The organism is Clostridium bowmanii (assembly GCF_018861315.1).
GTDB classification, from domain to species: Bacteria; Bacillota; Clostridia; order Clostridiales; family Clostridiaceae; genus Clostridium_AD; species Clostridium_AD bowmanii.
The window spans coordinates 1-17,306 of the sequence record NZ_JAHLDL010000026.1; the positions used below are offsets into that span (position 1 = coordinate 1).

A 17,306-nucleotide genomic window follows, 5' to 3' on the forward strand; every position below is an offset into this window, starting at 1 on the left:
TATTTGGAGCGGGTAGAGGGAATCGAACCCTCGTAATTAGCTTGGAAGGCTAACACTCTACCATTGAGTTATACCCGCATATTGTAATATAGTAAAATGGTCGGGGTGACAGGGATTGAACCTGCGACCTCATGGTCCCAAACCACGCGCGCTCCCAGCTGCGCTACACCCCGATATACATTAAACATTTATAAAAAAAAATTTTTAATGCCCTAAATTTACTGCATTGCCATAATGATTTAAATTAATGATTTTTTATGACGACATGGATTATTTTACACCATATACATTAATACGTCAACACTTTTTCTAACTTTTCTTTTTTAATATTTAAATAAATTTTACCAAGGTATTTTCTTCTGTCTTAACATAGGTTTAAACTCTAGTTAAAAATTAAAACCTTATCAAATTTGGATCTATGGATTCTCCATTGATATCTATAATGGCAAAACTTGGCGCTCCATCCCTTGGCTCTGCAGCACTACCAGGGTTTATATACCATATTCCTTCTTCATAATCTATTTTTGCAATATGAGTGTGCCCATATAAAACTATATCAGCCCCTGTTTCTAATGCCTTATATTTCAATTTAAATATGCCCTCTTTTACACTATATCTGTGTCCATGAGTTAAAAAAAATTTTTTTCCGCAAATTTCTTCCAATCTATCATTAGGTGTACCTGCAGAAAAATCGCAATTACCTTTCACATTAATTATTCTTCCCTTGTAATACTTCTTTATGACCGCTACGTCATCTACATTATCACCTAAGTGAATCAGAACATCTAATGTCTTTATTTTGCCCGCTAGCACATCTATGCTGCTAGCATGTCTATGCGTATCACTAATAACACCTATGCGCATTTTAAATCACCTCTTCATTAATATAATAATTATGTTTGCTATATTAGTTTTTCAAGTTCACCTTTTAATTTATCTAGCGCCCTTCCCCTATGACTAATTACATTTTTCTCCTTATTACTCATCTGGGCAAACGTTTTGTTGTATTCCGGAAGATAAAATAGTGGATCATATCCAAAACCTTTTTCTCCTCTAAACTCAGCTGTGATTATCCCCTCAACTTCACCTTGCACTTTTACTATTTCATCTTCATTAACTATAAGTACCATGGCGCAAATAAATTTAGCTTTTCGATTCTCTTCTTTTTCACCATCTAAAAGATATAATAATTTTTCGTTATTTGCACTAGTATCTCCATGAACACCTGCAAATCTAGCTGAAAAAACACCTGGAGCGCCATCTAAGAATTCCACCGATAATCCTGAGTCATCTGCAAGTACCATGTCTCCATTGGCTATTTTAAAAATTTCATTAGCCTTTATGTCTGCATTATCCATAAACGTACTTCCTGTTTCCTCTACGTCAATATTAAGACTGGCTTCTTTCAAAGATAAAACTTCAAAAGGAAATTGTGATAGCATTTCCTTTATTTCTTTAATTTTATGATCATTATTACTAGCAACTATTAATTTTTTCATTTTTATCCCCCTCTTTGATTCACTTCTATAATTATATACTAAATAGCTCATCCCTAGTCGGTGGTAAAACATCCTTTTTGATTCCATCTATTACTAGTATACCCCTATCTGTAGTTATCTTTCCTATTACTGTAGCTTCTATTCCTTTACTAATTAATTTTTCTACTAACTTTTCCCCATCAGTGGCCGTTATTAACATACTACCTGAGGATATAAATTTCAAAGGATCAATATTAAGTTTTTCACAAATTTTAATTGTAATTTCACTAATTGGCATTTTATCATAATATACCTCAAATCCTAAATTACTAGCCTGAGCAACCTCCCATAATGCTCCAAGCACTCCCCCTTCAGTTATATCATGCATTGAATTGACCCCAAACTCACCAGCTATACGGCCCTCTAGAGCCACGCTAATGCCATTTACATAGTCTTTAGCTACTTCTATCTCATCATGGGTTAAAACATCTCTTACCCTATCTAAATAATCGTTTACTACAATTGAAGTCCCTTCCATACATAAAAGTTTGGTAACAACAATTTCATCTCCAATTTTTGCTCCTGAAGTTGCCACTGCACTGCCTGCTTTTCCTTTACCTATAGCTGTACAGGAAACCACTATTCTATTAACAGCGGTGGTAACCTCAGTGTGTCCTCCTAATATCTCCACGTTTAGTTTTTTTGTCTCTTCATCAATTTCTTCCATAATCTTTTTTATATCTTCTATTGTACCTGTTGGTGGCACAAGAATTGTAACTAAAATGCCCACAGGCTCAACCCCACAGGAAGCTATATCATTACAGTTTATATTAACTGCTAATTTACCTATATTTTTATCTGCTCCAGTTATTGGGTCTGTAGAAACGACGCACTCATATTCGCCAAAGTTTATGACACTACAGTCTTCTCCTATTCCACTTCTAATTCTGACATCATTCCGAACAACACTTTTATTGTTGTCAATTATTTGTTTTAAATCATCCCAATTTAGTTTTCCAACTTTCATATAAATTCTTCCTTTCTATTTTCATAAAACTAGCACATTTTAACAATTCGAATCATATTATTTATATAAGGATTAATATATGGTGGTGATATTTTGAAATTTATAGGACCTTTTTTAAGAATCAATACGTTAAACCGAAATAACATAAAAAATCAATTCTTCTACTTATCAAAAGAATCATTAAAAGATATAGTTTTTGACTCTAAATGCGGAATATATATTCCCTTAAAAGATTTAAAATCTAAATCTTTTTCTAAGATTGATATTAACACAACTAATTTAAATTCTCCACTTTTATGTGTTTACAAAAAAGCAGACGCTAAATTAAAATCGAAAGAAGGTACACTAACTTGGAATGAGAACAAGGTGAAAAAAGAAATAACCATTAATAGTAATGCTTTCATGACTTTATCCCTATTAGAGCTAGTCGACTATTATAGTAGCTTTAAGAACCTTGATGATTCTAAATATGCACTAAGCTCTTTATATCTTAAGCTATGCAAGGAACAGTTAGAATTTTATGCTTCTTATTTTCGAAATAAAGATGGTCTGTTTGTTGATAAGGTAGATTTAACTGATCCTATGAACCAAGAATTTAACTTTGAAAATAAAAATAACAAATTTAAATTCTCTGATCAAGCACTCATGATGTCTGCTTATTACAAATATTCCTCTTATAATGAGGAAAAACACGAACATGAATATGAAAAGTTCGCACTAGATATCTTAAATATGTTTACTCAATATAAAGAAGAAATTTATAATGTTTCTTTTGAGGAACTAAATAAGATTTGCCTCGCCTTAAATGTTTTTTATAAGTATTCTGGCTTAGATGAATGCAAAAATTTATTGCTAGATTTTTCAGATTTACTTATAGAACAATATAACACTAAACCATCTGTAATCATTAATGCTAAATTAGATTACTCATGTATGCTTTTTATAAATTCTACACTTTTATATGAAAAAACCGGCATGCACAAATTTAAAAGTACAAGTGAGGATTTATATGAAAAGCTTATAACATTATATCAAAGTGATAAAGGCATTTTATTAAAAGAAACTACAGATAAAGAGATAAACTATACTTGTGATGAGCTCATACTATATATGTATAGCCAAATTTTATATTCTGATTTTAATAAGATAGAAGATGACTCTTACATGCTTCAAGATATTTTTAAACATCAAATAATAGACTCTGGTATAGTTTTAAGTTGGCCTGATTCCCCTTCATTAGATAATTCAGAGCATTACAGAGGCTTCTCTCTAAAATCAGAAGACTTGCTCCAAGAAGAAGATTTTAGGATGCCTACTATAGGAACACCAGAAAATAATGAACTAGCTTCTATATTCATTAAAAATGTGACTTACAATAAACGAAAAGAAAGCTTTAAACAAACAAAATCATCCTTCGATAGCAGCAAAAATATGTTTATATTCTTCTTAACAATATTCTTTAGGAATAAATAATATAATGATTTATAATTTTTCTTGGATTATGCTGTAACGCAAAGTATATATTGCTGGAATGCTCTCACTTTGCCAAGTAATTCAAAAATTTATTTTATCTTCAGTTGCTAAAAAATGCAAACTCGCTATCGCTCAAACATTCATTTTCCTTACGCAGCTGCAAATAAAATAAATTTGAATTACTAAGGCTTGTTCGAATGCATTCTACGCAATATATACTTTTGTTAGCATAATCTAAGAAAAAAAGTTTATGTACACTCAATTAATTAAAACACACTCTAAGTTTACTTTAACTTTTAGGCTGTGTTTTTATATATTTATAAATCACTTAGTCCACTTGTTGCCATTATTTTTTTATAGCATGAGTAGGGACGTCCACTTTATTAAATTTAGTGATAACCCAATTATTTTTAACTTTATTTAAAGTAAGTTGACCCAGAACTTCTTCTTCTTTTTCTACCTTTGTATCTACATATGTAAGTTTTAATTTTGCGTTATAAGAATATAGTGTTGAACCATCGGTTTCACTAGTCTGTTTATCTATAGTTATAGATGTTATTTTTGAATTTATATGAAGAGCACATAAATAGTCAATATATATAAGTTTAGTTCTATCTACGATAATTTCTTCCAAGGCACCTTCAGTGGCTATTGTCTTAATTTCGTTGGTATATTGATCTTTAGGATATTCCAAATTAACTTTTTTCATATCTACCGCTTTATAATCTTCCAGTGTATACATCTTAGTTGCAAATTCTTTTACTACAGCCTCGGTGGCAGCTTCCTTATTACTGCTACATCCTACTAATAATAAAGTTGTTACTACAATACATAATAAAAAGTATATACCTTTTCTCATAAAATCACCTTCCTAAATATAATATACTTCAGTTTACTACATTATTATAATCATTAAATATAGTTATATTTATAAAAATACATAAATCCACACAAATAATGGTATAATTTTTACATACCCATCCATAATTCCATAAAAATACGAATCAAATTAGGGGGCATAAAAAATGAATACTGTAGTGATATACAAATCTAAAACAGGTTTTGCAAAGAAATATGCAGAATGGATTGCTAAAGATTTGTCAGCTGATATTTTCGATATTTCAAAGATCACTATAAATAAGCTAAATAAATACGATACTATAATTTATGGTGGAAGTTTATATGCTGTAGGCATAAACGGAGTGAAATTAATAACTAATAATATGGACAAACTTAAAGATAAAAAGGTAATTGTTTTTTCAACAGGGGTATCACCGTTAACTGAAGATGGGCTTAACGATGTTAGAAATAAAAACTTTACTGCAGACCAACAAAAACATATTAAATTCTTTTATTTACGTGGAGGATTTAATTATAGTAAACTTACTCCTTTTGATAAAGTGCTTATGACCCTACTAAAATGGAAAATTAAAATTAAAAAAGAAAAACAATTAACAACTGATGAAAAAGGTATGCTCGCCTTATACCAACATCCAGTTGATTTCACAAAGAAGAAGAATATTGATGAAATAATTAATTATGTCACTTCATAATATTTGTATTTAATATAATATTTCAATAAGGCATTTAAAAATAACACTTAAAGAGGTGACTTTCACATGGATCCTTCAGCATATATCGCTATATACATACCAATATTCATATTGTTTTTTATTATTTTGCCACAACAAAATCAAATACAAAAATTAATAATTCTAAAAAGGAAGAAGAGGAAGGGGTTAATAAAAATGACTAATGAGGTAATCAAAAAATATATAGGAAAAAATTGCAGAATATCCACAGGATCATTTGGTACAAATGTCATAGGAAAAATAATTGATGTAAATGAAAATTGGATTGAAATTCAAACTAAAAAAGGCAACGAGCTTATAAATGCTGAATTTGTACAAAGTATTAAAATAGATCCAAGTAAATAGTGAATACATTTCTAAATAATATTAAATTTGGTACACTATAATAGGGCTTCTTATATTCTGCTAACAAAAGTATATATTGCCCAGAATGCATTTGAACAAGCGTTAATAATTCAAATTTATTTTATTTATAGCTGCGCGAAAAAAAATATATGTTTGAGCATAGCGAGTTTATATTTTTTAGCAGCTAGAAATAAAATAAGTTTAGAATTACTCAGCGCAGTGAATGCATTCCAGCAATATATACTTTTCGTTATAGCAGAATATAAGAAGCCCCGCGTAGCTCCTAATTGAAATCATTTTACTACAATAGTATTGTCTTTATAAGCATAATCAAATATTAAATTGCCCCCCTTAGTGGTATAAATATCTTTAACATTTTCTTTCTTGCAAATAACTGTATTGAGAATGTATATAGGTATGCAAGGCAAGTCTTTTGCTAATATGTCTTGGGCCTCATTATATATTATTATTTTCTTTTTATTATCACTTTCCATAAGTGCCCTTTGGATAGTTTTATCATATTCTAAATTCTTATATCCATAAATATTATAACTTGAATTTGATGTCCATCTTGAAAAAAATTTATACATATCCCCATACTCTTCATCAATTTTTGAATATAGCATATCATAATTACCCTGCTTTAATACCTCTTTGAGCTCATCTTTTTCATAACCCTTACAAACTACCTTTACATTTAAATAATCCACATCATCGAAGTGGCCCTTAATATTTTTAGCTATTTCGTCTAAGTTTTCTTTAATACTTTTAGCTATTTCTTTTACTATTCTATCATCAAGATTTCTGTTTTCATATACTATAATTAATTCTTGTTTTTTTTCATAGCTATTGAGCTTTAAGTATTCTTTTAGATATTTTGTACCTTTATCCTTACTACCAAACACATCAAAGATTACTTTACCACCCTCCCCATTAACCGCATTAGTGGTTGTGTAACTTATTGCTGGTACAGCCAAATCTTTCGAAATACTTTGTATAATAAATTCTTTAGATATTGTTGCACTAATTGCATTTCTAAAATTATTGTTTTTTACTGATGCTTTAGCATTTAAATTGAACGTTAGATAATACATACTTTGTGATGGTACAGCTATAGTTTTCTTCTCCATACTAAGGGAAATCCCCTCGCTTATTGGTGGGCTTACAAATACATCAATTTTTGATGTATTATTAGACTCAGTAGTTTCAAAATCTGCTAGTGTTTTCTCTTCATCCTTTATTGTTGTAAAAAGCATTTCAATGCTAACAATTTCTTTCGCTCTCCAATACTTTTCATTCTTTATTAAATATATTTCGCCCTCCTCATTTATATCTTTTATAATAAATGGTCCACTATATTGAATTTTATCGTAACTTTCTTTCCAGTTTTTCATATTCATACTTGTTTCCCTTAAAGTGAAAACTGGATTACTAAGAATATTTTTAAAATATTCATTTGCACTATTTAGCCTTATCTCTAAAGTTAAATCATCCTTTGCTACAATAGCCACTTTATCAAAACTTACTTTACCTAGGCTAAAATCCTTAGCTCCAAAAATACAATATAATTCCTTAGCATATATATTATCTTTTTCCAATAAAATATTGTGAAAAAGCCTTACAAAATCTATGGCTTTTATAATGGTCCCATCACTATAATGAATATCCGATCTTAATTTAAAGGTATACCCAATCTTATCCGCTGAGACATCATACTTTTCTGCCATAGCAGGCACTATTTGTCCATATTTGTCTTCTCGCAATAATCCTTCAAATAAAACTAGTAACAAATCTTTTTGCCTCACATTATCATCTTTTAACATTAGTAAATCTGATGGTAATTGTCCCAAATTATAAACTAGATATTTTCTAGAATTTGAATGTTTTACTTTTTTTTCAATACATCCACTAGTTAACATCATCATAAATATTAATATTATACATAATAGCTTTTTCATATTTCACCTCCACCATGAGTCTTATTGAAAGTATTAACCTATCATGTGTGAAGTAATCAAATTTATTGTAAAAATATTAAAATCTCATTTTGATTCATGAACTTAAGGTCTGCTACTATAAAAATAATAGTCATTTATAAATTTAATATTTTTTCTTAGATTATGCTAACAAAAGTTTATATTGCATAGAATGCATTTGAATGAGCCTTAGTAATTCTTAACTGATTTTAGTATCTTACAATAATACTTAACGCCACTAACTCATGACTGAAGTCACGAGAGTGCGTGGCGAAATCTTCAATAAAATTAGTTTAGAATTACTTGGCGAAGTGAAAGCATTCCAGCAATACATACTTTTCGGTATAGCATAATCCAAGAAAAAACTCTTAATGAAAATTCTAATTTTTATACTTCCTCAATGTGTTAACTTTTTGTACTATAATTATGCTATAATCTATTTATATGTTTACATTATTTACGTATTTAAAAGGTATATAGGAGGAATTCTTTATGTTAACCTTAACCATTAAAATAATCGCTGTATTTGCCATGATAACTTTTATGTTTATAGGGATATGGGGCTTCATTTTATTAATTAAGATATTTGATCAGTTAAGATATAAAAATTATTTAATGGAAAAACTTGTAGAAAACACCTGCAGATTAAATTTAAATAATGAAACCAAGGAATATAAAAAAGATGATGTTAACCTTGACGAAACCAAAAGCTCTACTGAAAAAGGAATATTAGAACACAACATAAAAAAAGACGCCATTTGACGTCTTTTTCTTTATCCTATATTTAATTGTTATTTATTTTAGCATATTTACTAATTCCTCTTCAGATATAACTTTAATTCCGAGTCCCTCTGCTTTTATAAGCTTACTTCCGGCATTCTCTCCTGCAAGCAGATAATTGGTTTTACTGGAAACAGAGCCCGAAACTTTCCCTCCATGCTTCTCTATCATCACTGTAGCTTCATCTCGCCCCATAGAAGTCAGTGTTCCAGTTACAACGAAAGTTAGTCCATCAAACGCATTATCGGTGTCACCAGAGTTCTCTACGGTCATATTAACACCACACTCTTTTAATCTATCAATTATTTCACGGTTCTTATTATCTTCAAAAAATTTCAATACACATATGGCACTTATTTCACCTATATCAGAAACGTTTTGTAAATCTTCCAAAGATGTATTTTTCAAATCTTCAATAGATTTGTAATGCCTCATTATGCTTTTTGCTGCTACCTTACCAATATTAGGAATTCCAAGTCCCGTCAGAAGCCTTTGCGCTTCATTTTTTTTTGACTTGTCTATAGCCTCTAATAACTTATCTGTATTCTTTTCTTTTCCTATTATGCCTTGCTCTATTAATTCCTCTCGATAATTAAACAGTGAATATACATCCGCAATATCTTTTATATATCCAGTGCGAATAAGTTCCTTAACATATGCACTGCCGAAACCTTTTATGTCCATAGCATTACGACCAACAAAATTAATAATGTGTCGTTCAAGTTGTGCCAAGCAATTAGGATTTATACACTTGATGTCGGCTGTGTCTTTTTCACGTACAGTAGGTGTTCCGCATACTGGGCAAAAGCCTGGAATCTTGAATCTGCTCAATTCGCATGCACGTTTTTCTTTCACTACGGACCTAACCTTTGGAATAATCTCGCCTGACTTGTATACAACAATTATATCTCCAATCCTTATGTCTAAATCATCTATAAAATCTTGGTTGTGAAGGATTGCTCTAGATACAGATGTTCCGCATAACCGAATGGGCTCAAATATTGCTGTAGGAGTAATTCTACCAGTTCTTCCCACCGATACTTCAATATCTATTAACTTTGTTTCTTTTTCTTCTGGGGGAAATTTATAAGCTATAGCCCATTTCGGAACTTTTGAAGTATTTCCAAGTTCTTTTCTATCTTCCAAATTATTAATTTTAATAACAACTCCGTCAATATCGTATTCTAAGTTGCCTCTTTCCTCGGAGATATCCTGCACCGCATTCCACACTTCATCAGCTGTTTTACATTTTACATAATTTTCAATAACTTTTACACCTTGTTTTTTTAACCACTCATAACTTTGTGTATGTGTTTCAAATTCAATTCCTTTGATATCTTGAACATTAAAAATAAATAGAGATAGTTCCCTTTCCTTTGTTATTTTACTATCTAACTGTCTCAGTGTTCCTGCAGCGCAGTTCCTTGGATTGGCAAATATCTTTTTCTCTAATAGTTCTTGCCTCTCATTAACCTTGTCAAAGGCAACAGTTGACATATATACTTCACCACGAATCTCTAGGTACGGAATTGGATCTTTTAGTTTCCGTACTACATCCCTAATTACTTTGGCATTTTCAGTTACATCCTCACCTTGAATGATTCCATCACCTCTAGTAACTGCCACTGTTAAAATACCATCTACATAACGTAGGGACATTGACAATCCATCTATTTTGAGTTCAACAACAAATGTTGGATCATCAAGGTCTTCAATCATTTTATTTACATAAGTATAGACATCTTCTTTTGTAAATACGTCTTGCAAACTGAGCATTGGGACATTATGTTTTACGAGTACTCCAGCTTTTCTTTTTGCATTTCCACCTACTGTTTGAGTTGGGGAATCTAAGGTGATAAGTTCTGGATGTTCACTCTCTATTTCTTTAAGTGTAAGCATTAATTGATCATATTCATAATCTGATATTTCTGCGTTATCTTCATTGTAATATCTATCGCTATGGTATTTAATAATCTTTTTTATTTCGTTAATTCTATCCTCTACATTCACCATAACATTATCCTGGTTTCTTAAATCTAAACATATCTGCCCATTTAAATTTAAAAACCATTATTCACCTCACTTTTTATTTTTAGAATTAATCCCGCAATATATAAACTTTACTTATAAATACCAAATAAAATAACTAGCAAATTCACTAGTTATTTTAAACAATATATTCTATAGCATTTCTAAAGGTGCTTTATCTAATACTAATTTTTTTATTCCCATATTATCAAAGGCTATTGATATCAAGGTGTCCTTATCAGAATTTGAAACTGATACAATTGTACCTACTCCAAATTTACTGTGCCTAACCTTTCTGCCCACTGTAGCCTCACTCTTCATAGTTTGCTGAGCTAAGCCACTTTCCTGCGCCGTAATTGACACGAAATCTTGCGTGGTAGCACTACCTTCTGCACCATTTGAGCTCATCAACCCATGAGGATTATACCTTTGTGGCGCCTTAGTGTGATTTCTTCTAAGTACCTGAACAGTCCTATTCTTATCTCCTCCTATAAGTTCTTTTAAGTCAGGAGATATTTCGCTTATAAAATCAGAAGGTGCATACCCAACAGTTCTTCCAAATATCATTCTACTCTCAGCAGAAGTTATATAAAGTTTCTCTTCTGCTCTTGTTATAGCAACATAGCATAAACGCCTTGATTCTTCCATTTCAGTAGGGTCGCTTAAAGAAGACATCCCTGGGAATATCCCATTTTCCATACCCACCATAAATACTACTGGAAATTCTAATCCTTTTGCACTATGTACCGTCATCATAGCTGATGTATCTATAATTTCTAGTGGATCCTCAGCATTCTCAGTACTTGAACCTAAACTTACTCCTTCGAGGAAGGCCAAAAGTGATTTATCTTCTGAAGTTTTTTCGAATTCTACAGCATCTGATACTAATTCCTTAATATTTTCTACCCTACTCTCATCCTCTGGTTCCTTAGATGTTTCTAATTGCTTCAAATAGCCTGTGTCACTTAAAATAGCCTTAATTAGTTCTGCCACAGTGATCTCTTCTTTTTTAGCCATAAAATTATTCATAAGACTAACAAACTTATTTATGGATGAGGTATTTCTAGTTGTAAGTGATGGTATAAACTCTACATCTAGAATAGCACTATACAAACATTGATCTATACTCGTTGCAAATTCTTGAATCTTTTGAATAGTTGCGTCGCCTATATTTCTTTTAGGCACATTTATAATTCTTTTTAGTGCTATATCATCAAGAGGATTATTCATAAGCTTTAAATATGCCATTATATCCTTTATTTCTTTTCTATCATAGAACTTTAATCCTCCTACTATTTTGTAGGGAATTAAATTTTTTCTAAAGCTTTCCTCAAAAATACGAGATTGAGAATTCATCCTATATAAAATTGCAAAATCCTTATAGCTCTTATTTTCATCTTTCATAATTGTCTTAATCTGATTTGCTACAAAATTAGCCTCATCTCTATCTGAAAACGCTCTGTATAAATTAATTTTATCTCCTAAGTCTTTTTCAGTCCTAAGTGCCTTATCTTTTCTTTGAGAATTGTTTTTTATCACATCATTAGCTGCAGCCAATATATTCCCGTAAGATCTGTAATTTTGCTCAAGCTTAACTACCTTTGCCTTAGGATAATCACTTTCAAAATCTAATATATTTGTAACATCAGCGCCTCTCCAGGCATAAATGCACTGGTCATCATCTCCAACTACGCATATGTTTTCCCTTTCATTTACCAAAAGTTTTACAAGCATATACTGTGCCTTATTAGTATCTTGATACTCATCTACCATAATGTATTTAAACTTATTATGATAAAAATCTAAAACTTCCTTATTATTTTTTAATAGGTCCACAGCTTTAAAAATCAAATCATCAAAATCTAATGCATTATTTGCTTTTAGCTTTTTTTGATAAAGAACATATATATCAGCAACTTTATTCATTCTAAAATCATGTTCATTTTCTTTTTTATACTTTTCTGGGGTAATGAGCTCATTTTTAGCGCCGGATATTTTATTTAAAATTTCTGAATCAGTTAAATCTTTATCATTTATATCAAGTTCCTTCATACACTGTTTTATTAAACTCTTTTGATCATAACTATCATAAATAGTAAAATTTTTATTATATCCCAACTTATCTATTTCCCGACGAAGTATCCTAACACAACTAGAGTGGAATGTAGAAATCCACATATTATCTGCTATATCACCTACAAGCGCACGCACTCTGTCCTTCATTTCACCAGCAGCTTTATTAGTGAAAGTTATAGCTAAAATTTGTGAGGGGTATATATTTAAATCTTGAATCATATGTGCAATCCTATAAGTTAAAACTCTTGTTTTTCCAGAGCCCGCCCCAGCCAATATGAGCAGTGGGCCATCCACTGTTATTGCCGCTTCGCATTGTTCCTCATTTAGTAAATTTTCTAAATCCATAAAAACACTCCTTATATATTATATTAATACTAGTTACATCTAGCATTACTTATATTTCACTTAAGACATCTTTAAACAAATAACAAATCCAAATGCTATTCATTTAACTCTAACAAACATACCTATAATTATATCACAATGTATGCAAACTTAAACAGCTTTAAAAATAGAGACGGTTAATTTATGTTCACTCTTTTAATGTTAGTTAAATTGAGTAAACATATGTTAACCGTCCCTCTGTATCTCACTATATTGTATCTCAATCTATAAGGCACCTAAAAGTAAATATACTTATTCCTTTAATTTCAAACGTCCTAATATAAGTTTATATCCATCACTACCATAATTTAATGCTCTATTTATTCTACTTATTGTGGCAGTACTTGCCCCTGTAGTACTAGCTATATCCAAATATGTCCTTTTTTCTGCTAACATTTTTGCTACTTGAAGTCTTTGTTCAAATGCTTGAATTTCATTTATAGTGCATATATCCTCAAAAAATCTATAGCATTCTTCTCTTGTTTTCAGACTTAACACACCATCAAAAAGAAAATCCATATCTTTACTTTCTAATTTAGAACTATATTCACTCATCATCCTTCACCTCTAATAATCATAGATTACTTTAGACAATTTTATCATTTATAATACATTTATACTATGGAATTTTTGAAAATTATGAAAATTTGTATAATAACACAGGTGTTTTTACTTTATCTATGTAATTTAGTAGTTTTTTAGGAAATAAAAAAATGCAGTTTATTAAATTTTTTTAAATAAACTGCTGCTACAAGATAAAAATATTTATTTCAATATGCCTAATCATCATTTAGATAATATATTATTTAACTATGTTTAACATAACTGTAGATAAAATAAAGCAAACTGCTGAGAATGCTGTAATTCGTGCTAATACTGATTCTGCAGTTTTTGTTTTGTTTTTTGCAAAAAAAGTGTCAGAACTTCCTGATATAAGACCACTTAATCCATTTGATTTACTAGGTTGCATCATAACTGAAACAATTATAATAATTGAAGTTATAACCTGTAAAACTATTAATAAACTATGCATGTGAACACCCCCTATTCATGGAATACATTATTATATTAGCATACTCTAGGGCAGCTTGCAATAAATTATAATTAAACTAAAATATAAGAGTATAGCCTCTAAAGACTATACCCCTATTTAAAACTAATTACCTTTTTATATTATAAAATGCTTTTAAGCCTCTGTACTCAGCCATATCTTCTAATTCTTCTTCTATTCTTAATAACTGATTGTATTTTGCAACTCTTTCAGTTCTTGCTGGTGCACCAGTCTTAATTTGTCCTGCATTCACAGCTACAACAAGATCTGCTATTGATGTATCTTCAGTTTCTCCTGATCTATGAGAAACTACTGCAGTAAATCCTGCTCTTTCAGCCATTTCTATAGCATTTAATGTTTCAGTAAGTGTTCCTATTTGATTTAATTTTATAAGAATTGAATTTGCAACTTTTTTCTCAATTCCCATTTTTAATCTATCAGTGTTAGTTACAAATAAGTCGTCTCCAACTAATTGAACTCTATCTCCTATTTTATCAGTTAAGTATTTCCAGCCTGCCCAATCTTCTTCAGCCATTCCATCTTCAATAGATATAATTGGATATTTGTTAACGAGTTCTACATAATAATCAGCCATTTGCTCTGGAGTTAATATTCTTCCTTCTGATGCTAAATTATATGTTCCATCTTCAAAGAATTCAGAAGCTGCTGGGTCAAGAGCTATATATATATCTTTACCTGGAACATATCCAGCTTTTTCTATAGCTTCAATTATAATTTTTATAGCTTCCTCGTTTGATGATAGATCTGGAGCAAATCCACCCTCATCACCAACACCAGTAGCTAGACCTTTAGATTTTAGTAATGCTTTTAATGAATGATAAACTTCTGCACTCATTCTTAGTGCTTCGCTAAAAGTAGTTGCTCCAACTGGCATAATCATAAACTCTTGCAGATCTACATTATTGTCGGCATGGCTTCCACCATTTATTATGTTCATCATTGGAACTGGTAAAACTTTAGCATTTACTCCACCAATATATTGATATAATCCTAGTCCTAATGACTCAGCAGCAGCTCGTGCACAAGCTAGGGATACTCCAAGTGTTGCATTAGCGCCAAGTTTGCTCTTATTATGTGTTCCATCAAGAGCTATCATTGTATTGTCTATAGCTATTTGGTCATATACATTCATTCCAATTAGCTCTTCAGCTATTAGATTATTTACATTGTCAACGGCTTTTAAAACACCTTTTCCGTTGTATATGTCTTTGTCTCCATCTCTAAGTTCTACAGCTTCGAACATACCAGTAGAAGCACCTGATGGTACTGCAGCTCTTGCTACTGTTCCATCTTCCAGTGTTACTTCAACTTCAACTGTTGGAAATGCTCTTGAATCTAAAATCTGTCTTGCATAAACGTCAATAATTTCAATAAAGTTCTTCATATCTTCTTACCTCCAAAATTTTTTTCTATATTATTGTTTCCTAAGTAAATTATATAATCCTATTTTTATAGAAAATTAATTTATCTCAGATAATATAGTAATTCCACTTAGTTTTATATTAATTAAACCATAATTATAGTTTTATAAATTTAAAGTGTGATTAATGATTTCCCAGTCATTTCCTTAGGTGCAGTAAGACCCATAACTTGGAGCATAGTAGGTGCTATGTCTGCCAATATACCACTGTCTCTTAACTCATTACGATGATTTGAAACGCAAGTAAATGGAACTAAGTTTGTAGTATGTGCTGTCATAGGCTTTCCTGTAGAGTAGTCAATCATTTGCTCGGAATTTCCATGGTCTGCAGTTATAAATATTGTACCATCAAGATCCAGAACACTTTTAACAACTTTACCAAGACATTCATCCACTGCCTCTATAGCCTTTTTAGCAGCTTCAAAATCACCTGTATGTCCTACCATATCTGGATTAGCAAAGTTAAGGATAATCATATCATATTCATCCATTTCAAGTCTTTTTAATAATTCCTCGGTAACCTCATAAGCACTCATTTCCGGTTTTAAATCATAAGTAGCTACTTTAGGTGATGGAATTAATGCTCTATCTTCACCTGTATTTGGAGCTTCCATTCCACCATTGAAGAAGAATGTAACATGAGCATATTTTTCAGTTTCAGCTATTCTTAACTGCTTTTTACCCATTTTACTAACATATTCTCCCAAGGTATTACTATAACTTTCTGGTGTATATGCCACATCAACGTTTTGCAGTGATATATCATATTGAGTAGTACATACATAGTTTAAGTCTAGTGTTTCTCTTTCAAATCCAAGGAATTCCTTGTCATTTATTGCTCTAGTAATTTCACGAGCTCTGTCTGGTCTAAAATTAAAGAATATTACACTATCCTTATTTTTTATAGCAGCTACTGGCTTATTATTCTCCATTATAACAGTTGGAAGGACAAACTCATCTGTCTTGTTATCATGAAAAGCACGTTTAACTGCCTCTATTGCTGAAGTATTTTCTTCACCCCTAGACAAAACCATTGCATTATATGAAAGCTTAACTCTTTCCCATCTAGTGTCTCTATCCATAGCATAATATCTACCACTTACAGTAGCTATTTTTCCTACACCAATTTCCTTCATATAATCTTCAATCTCTGCTATATAATCTAGTGCTGAACCTGGTTGAACATCCCTACCATCTAAAAAAGCATGAACGTAAACTTTTTTAGCACCTTTATCTCTCGCAAGCTTTAATAATGCTTTTAAATGATCAATATGGGAATGAACTCCTCCATCAGACAATAATCCTAAAAGATGTAGCGAAGAATTATTCTCAATAGCTTTATCTATAGCACTATTAAAAGCAGGATTTTTAAAGAAGTTTCCTTCTTTAATTTCCTTTGTTATTCTTGTAAGTTCCTGATATATAATTCTACCAGCACCTATATTTAAATGACCTACTTCTGAATTTCCCATTTGGCCCTCTGGTAGTCCTACGTAAGGTCCACATGCATTTAATTTTGTACCAGGATATTTCTTTATAATCCTATCATAGTTTGGTTTATTTGCTGATAATACTGCATTCCCATCTATATGATTTGTTAATCCAAATCCATCTAAAATCATCAGCATTACTGGTTTCTTTGACATTTTTGTTCC

15 protein-coding genes and 2 tRNA genes are annotated in these 17,306 nt (G+C 30.9%); 4 read left to right on the top strand and 13 right to left on the bottom strand.

What is annotated here, in order from left to right:
* Nucleotides 1-4: 4 nt before the first annotated feature.
* The 5 genes from KPL51_RS16165 to KPL51_RS16185 form a co-directional block, all read right to left on the bottom strand.
* A tRNA-Gly gene (locus KPL51_RS16165) sits at nucleotides 5-78 on the bottom strand.
* A 19-nt stretch (nucleotides 79-97) separates the two neighbouring features.
* Nucleotides 98-173, bottom strand: a tRNA-Pro gene (locus KPL51_RS16170).
* Nucleotides 174-393: 220 nt separating this feature from the next.
* Nucleotides 394-864 (bottom strand): metallophosphoesterase, encoded by a 471-nt coding sequence (locus KPL51_RS16175; protein ID WP_216163617.1) that lies wholly within the window; start codon nucleotides 862-864, stop codon nucleotides 394-396.
* Nucleotides 865-902: 38 nt separating this feature from the next.
* Entirely contained in the window at nucleotides 903-1,499 is a 597-nt protein-coding gene (locus KPL51_RS16180; protein WP_216163619.1) for an XTP/dITP diphosphatase, read from the bottom strand.
* A gap of 31 nt (nucleotides 1,500-1,530) precedes the next feature.
* Complete coding sequence (locus KPL51_RS16185) at nucleotides 1,531-2,505, bottom strand: AIR synthase family protein (protein ID WP_216163621.1); 975 nt, start codon at nucleotides 2,503-2,505, stop codon at nucleotides 1,531-1,533.
* 93 nt (nucleotides 2,506-2,598) lie between these two features.
* On the opposite strand from KPL51_RS16185, the gene KPL51_RS16190 reads away from it, so the two are divergent.
* Nucleotides 2,599-3,978, top strand: coding sequence for a hypothetical protein (locus tag KPL51_RS16190; protein ID WP_224854369.1), 1,380 nt, complete (start codon nucleotides 2,599-2,601; stop codon nucleotides 3,976-3,978).
* Nucleotides 3,979-4,324: 346 nt separating this feature from the next.
* On the opposite strand, the gene KPL51_RS16195 is transcribed toward KPL51_RS16190, so the two are convergent.
* Nucleotides 4,325-4,837, bottom strand: coding sequence for a hypothetical protein (locus KPL51_RS16195; protein WP_216163623.1), 513 nt, complete (start codon nucleotides 4,835-4,837; stop codon nucleotides 4,325-4,327).
* Nucleotides 4,838-5,003: 166 nt separating this feature from the next.
* Here KPL51_RS16195 and KPL51_RS16200 point away from each other — a divergent pair, with 166 nt between their 5' ends.
* Both KPL51_RS16200 and KPL51_RS16205 read left to right on the top strand, forming a co-directional pair.
* On the top strand, nucleotides 5,004-5,531 hold the full coding sequence (locus tag KPL51_RS16200) for a flavodoxin domain-containing protein (protein WP_216163625.1): 528 nt from the start codon (nucleotides 5,004-5,006) through the stop codon (nucleotides 5,529-5,531).
* A gap of 195 nt (nucleotides 5,532-5,726) precedes the next feature.
* A complete protein-coding gene (locus KPL51_RS16205; protein ID WP_216163627.1) occupies nucleotides 5,727-5,915 on the top strand; it encodes a DUF6897 domain-containing protein in 189 nt (62 codons plus the stop codon).
* A gap of 293 nt (nucleotides 5,916-6,208) precedes the next feature.
* On the opposite strand, the gene KPL51_RS16210 is transcribed toward KPL51_RS16205, so the two are convergent.
* Nucleotides 6,209-7,873 (bottom strand): peptide ABC transporter substrate-binding protein, encoded by a 1,665-nt coding sequence (locus KPL51_RS16210; RefSeq protein WP_216163628.1) that lies wholly within the window; start codon nucleotides 7,871-7,873, stop codon nucleotides 6,209-6,211.
* 510 nt (nucleotides 7,874-8,383) lie between these two features.
* On the opposite strand from KPL51_RS16210, the gene KPL51_RS16215 reads away from it, so the two are divergent.
* A complete protein-coding gene (locus tag KPL51_RS16215; protein ID WP_216163630.1) occupies nucleotides 8,384-8,653 on the top strand; it encodes a hypothetical protein in 270 nt (89 codons plus the stop codon).
* A 33-nt stretch (nucleotides 8,654-8,686) separates the two neighbouring features.
* On the opposite strand, the gene ligA is transcribed toward KPL51_RS16215, so the two are convergent.
* The 6 genes from ligA to gpmI form a co-directional block, all read right to left on the bottom strand.
* A complete protein-coding gene (gene ligA, locus KPL51_RS16220; protein WP_216163745.1) occupies nucleotides 8,687-10,681 on the bottom strand; it encodes an NAD-dependent DNA ligase LigA in 1,995 nt (664 codons plus the stop codon).
* A 171-nt stretch (nucleotides 10,682-10,852) separates the two neighbouring features.
* On the bottom strand, nucleotides 10,853-13,120 hold the full coding sequence (gene pcrA, locus KPL51_RS16225; RefSeq protein ID WP_216163632.1) for a DNA helicase PcrA: 2,268 nt from the start codon (nucleotides 13,118-13,120) through the stop codon (nucleotides 10,853-10,855).
* A gap of 291 nt (nucleotides 13,121-13,411) precedes the next feature.
* Nucleotides 13,412-13,714, bottom strand: a complete 303-nt coding sequence (locus tag KPL51_RS16230; RefSeq protein WP_216163634.1) for a YerC/YecD family TrpR-related protein — start codon at nucleotides 13,712-13,714, stop codon at nucleotides 13,412-13,414.
* A gap of 247 nt (nucleotides 13,715-13,961) precedes the next feature.
* Nucleotides 13,962-14,192 carry a preprotein translocase subunit SecG gene (secG, locus tag KPL51_RS16235; RefSeq protein WP_216163636.1) on the bottom strand — a complete coding sequence of 77 codons (231 nt, stop codon included), beginning with the start codon at nucleotides 14,190-14,192 and terminating at the stop codon, nucleotides 13,962-13,964.
* A gap of 127 nt (nucleotides 14,193-14,319) precedes the next feature.
* Nucleotides 14,320-15,615, bottom strand: coding sequence for a phosphopyruvate hydratase (eno, locus tag KPL51_RS16240; protein ID WP_216163638.1), 1,296 nt, complete (start codon nucleotides 15,613-15,615; stop codon nucleotides 14,320-14,322).
* Nucleotides 15,616-15,764: 149 nt separating this feature from the next.
* Nucleotides 15,765-17,297 carry a 2,3-bisphosphoglycerate-independent phosphoglycerate mutase gene (gene gpmI / locus KPL51_RS16245; protein WP_216163640.1) on the bottom strand — a complete coding sequence of 511 codons (1,533 nt, stop codon included), beginning with the start codon at nucleotides 17,295-17,297 and terminating at the stop codon, nucleotides 15,765-15,767.
* Between the last annotated feature and the right edge of the window lie 9 nt (nucleotides 17,298-17,306).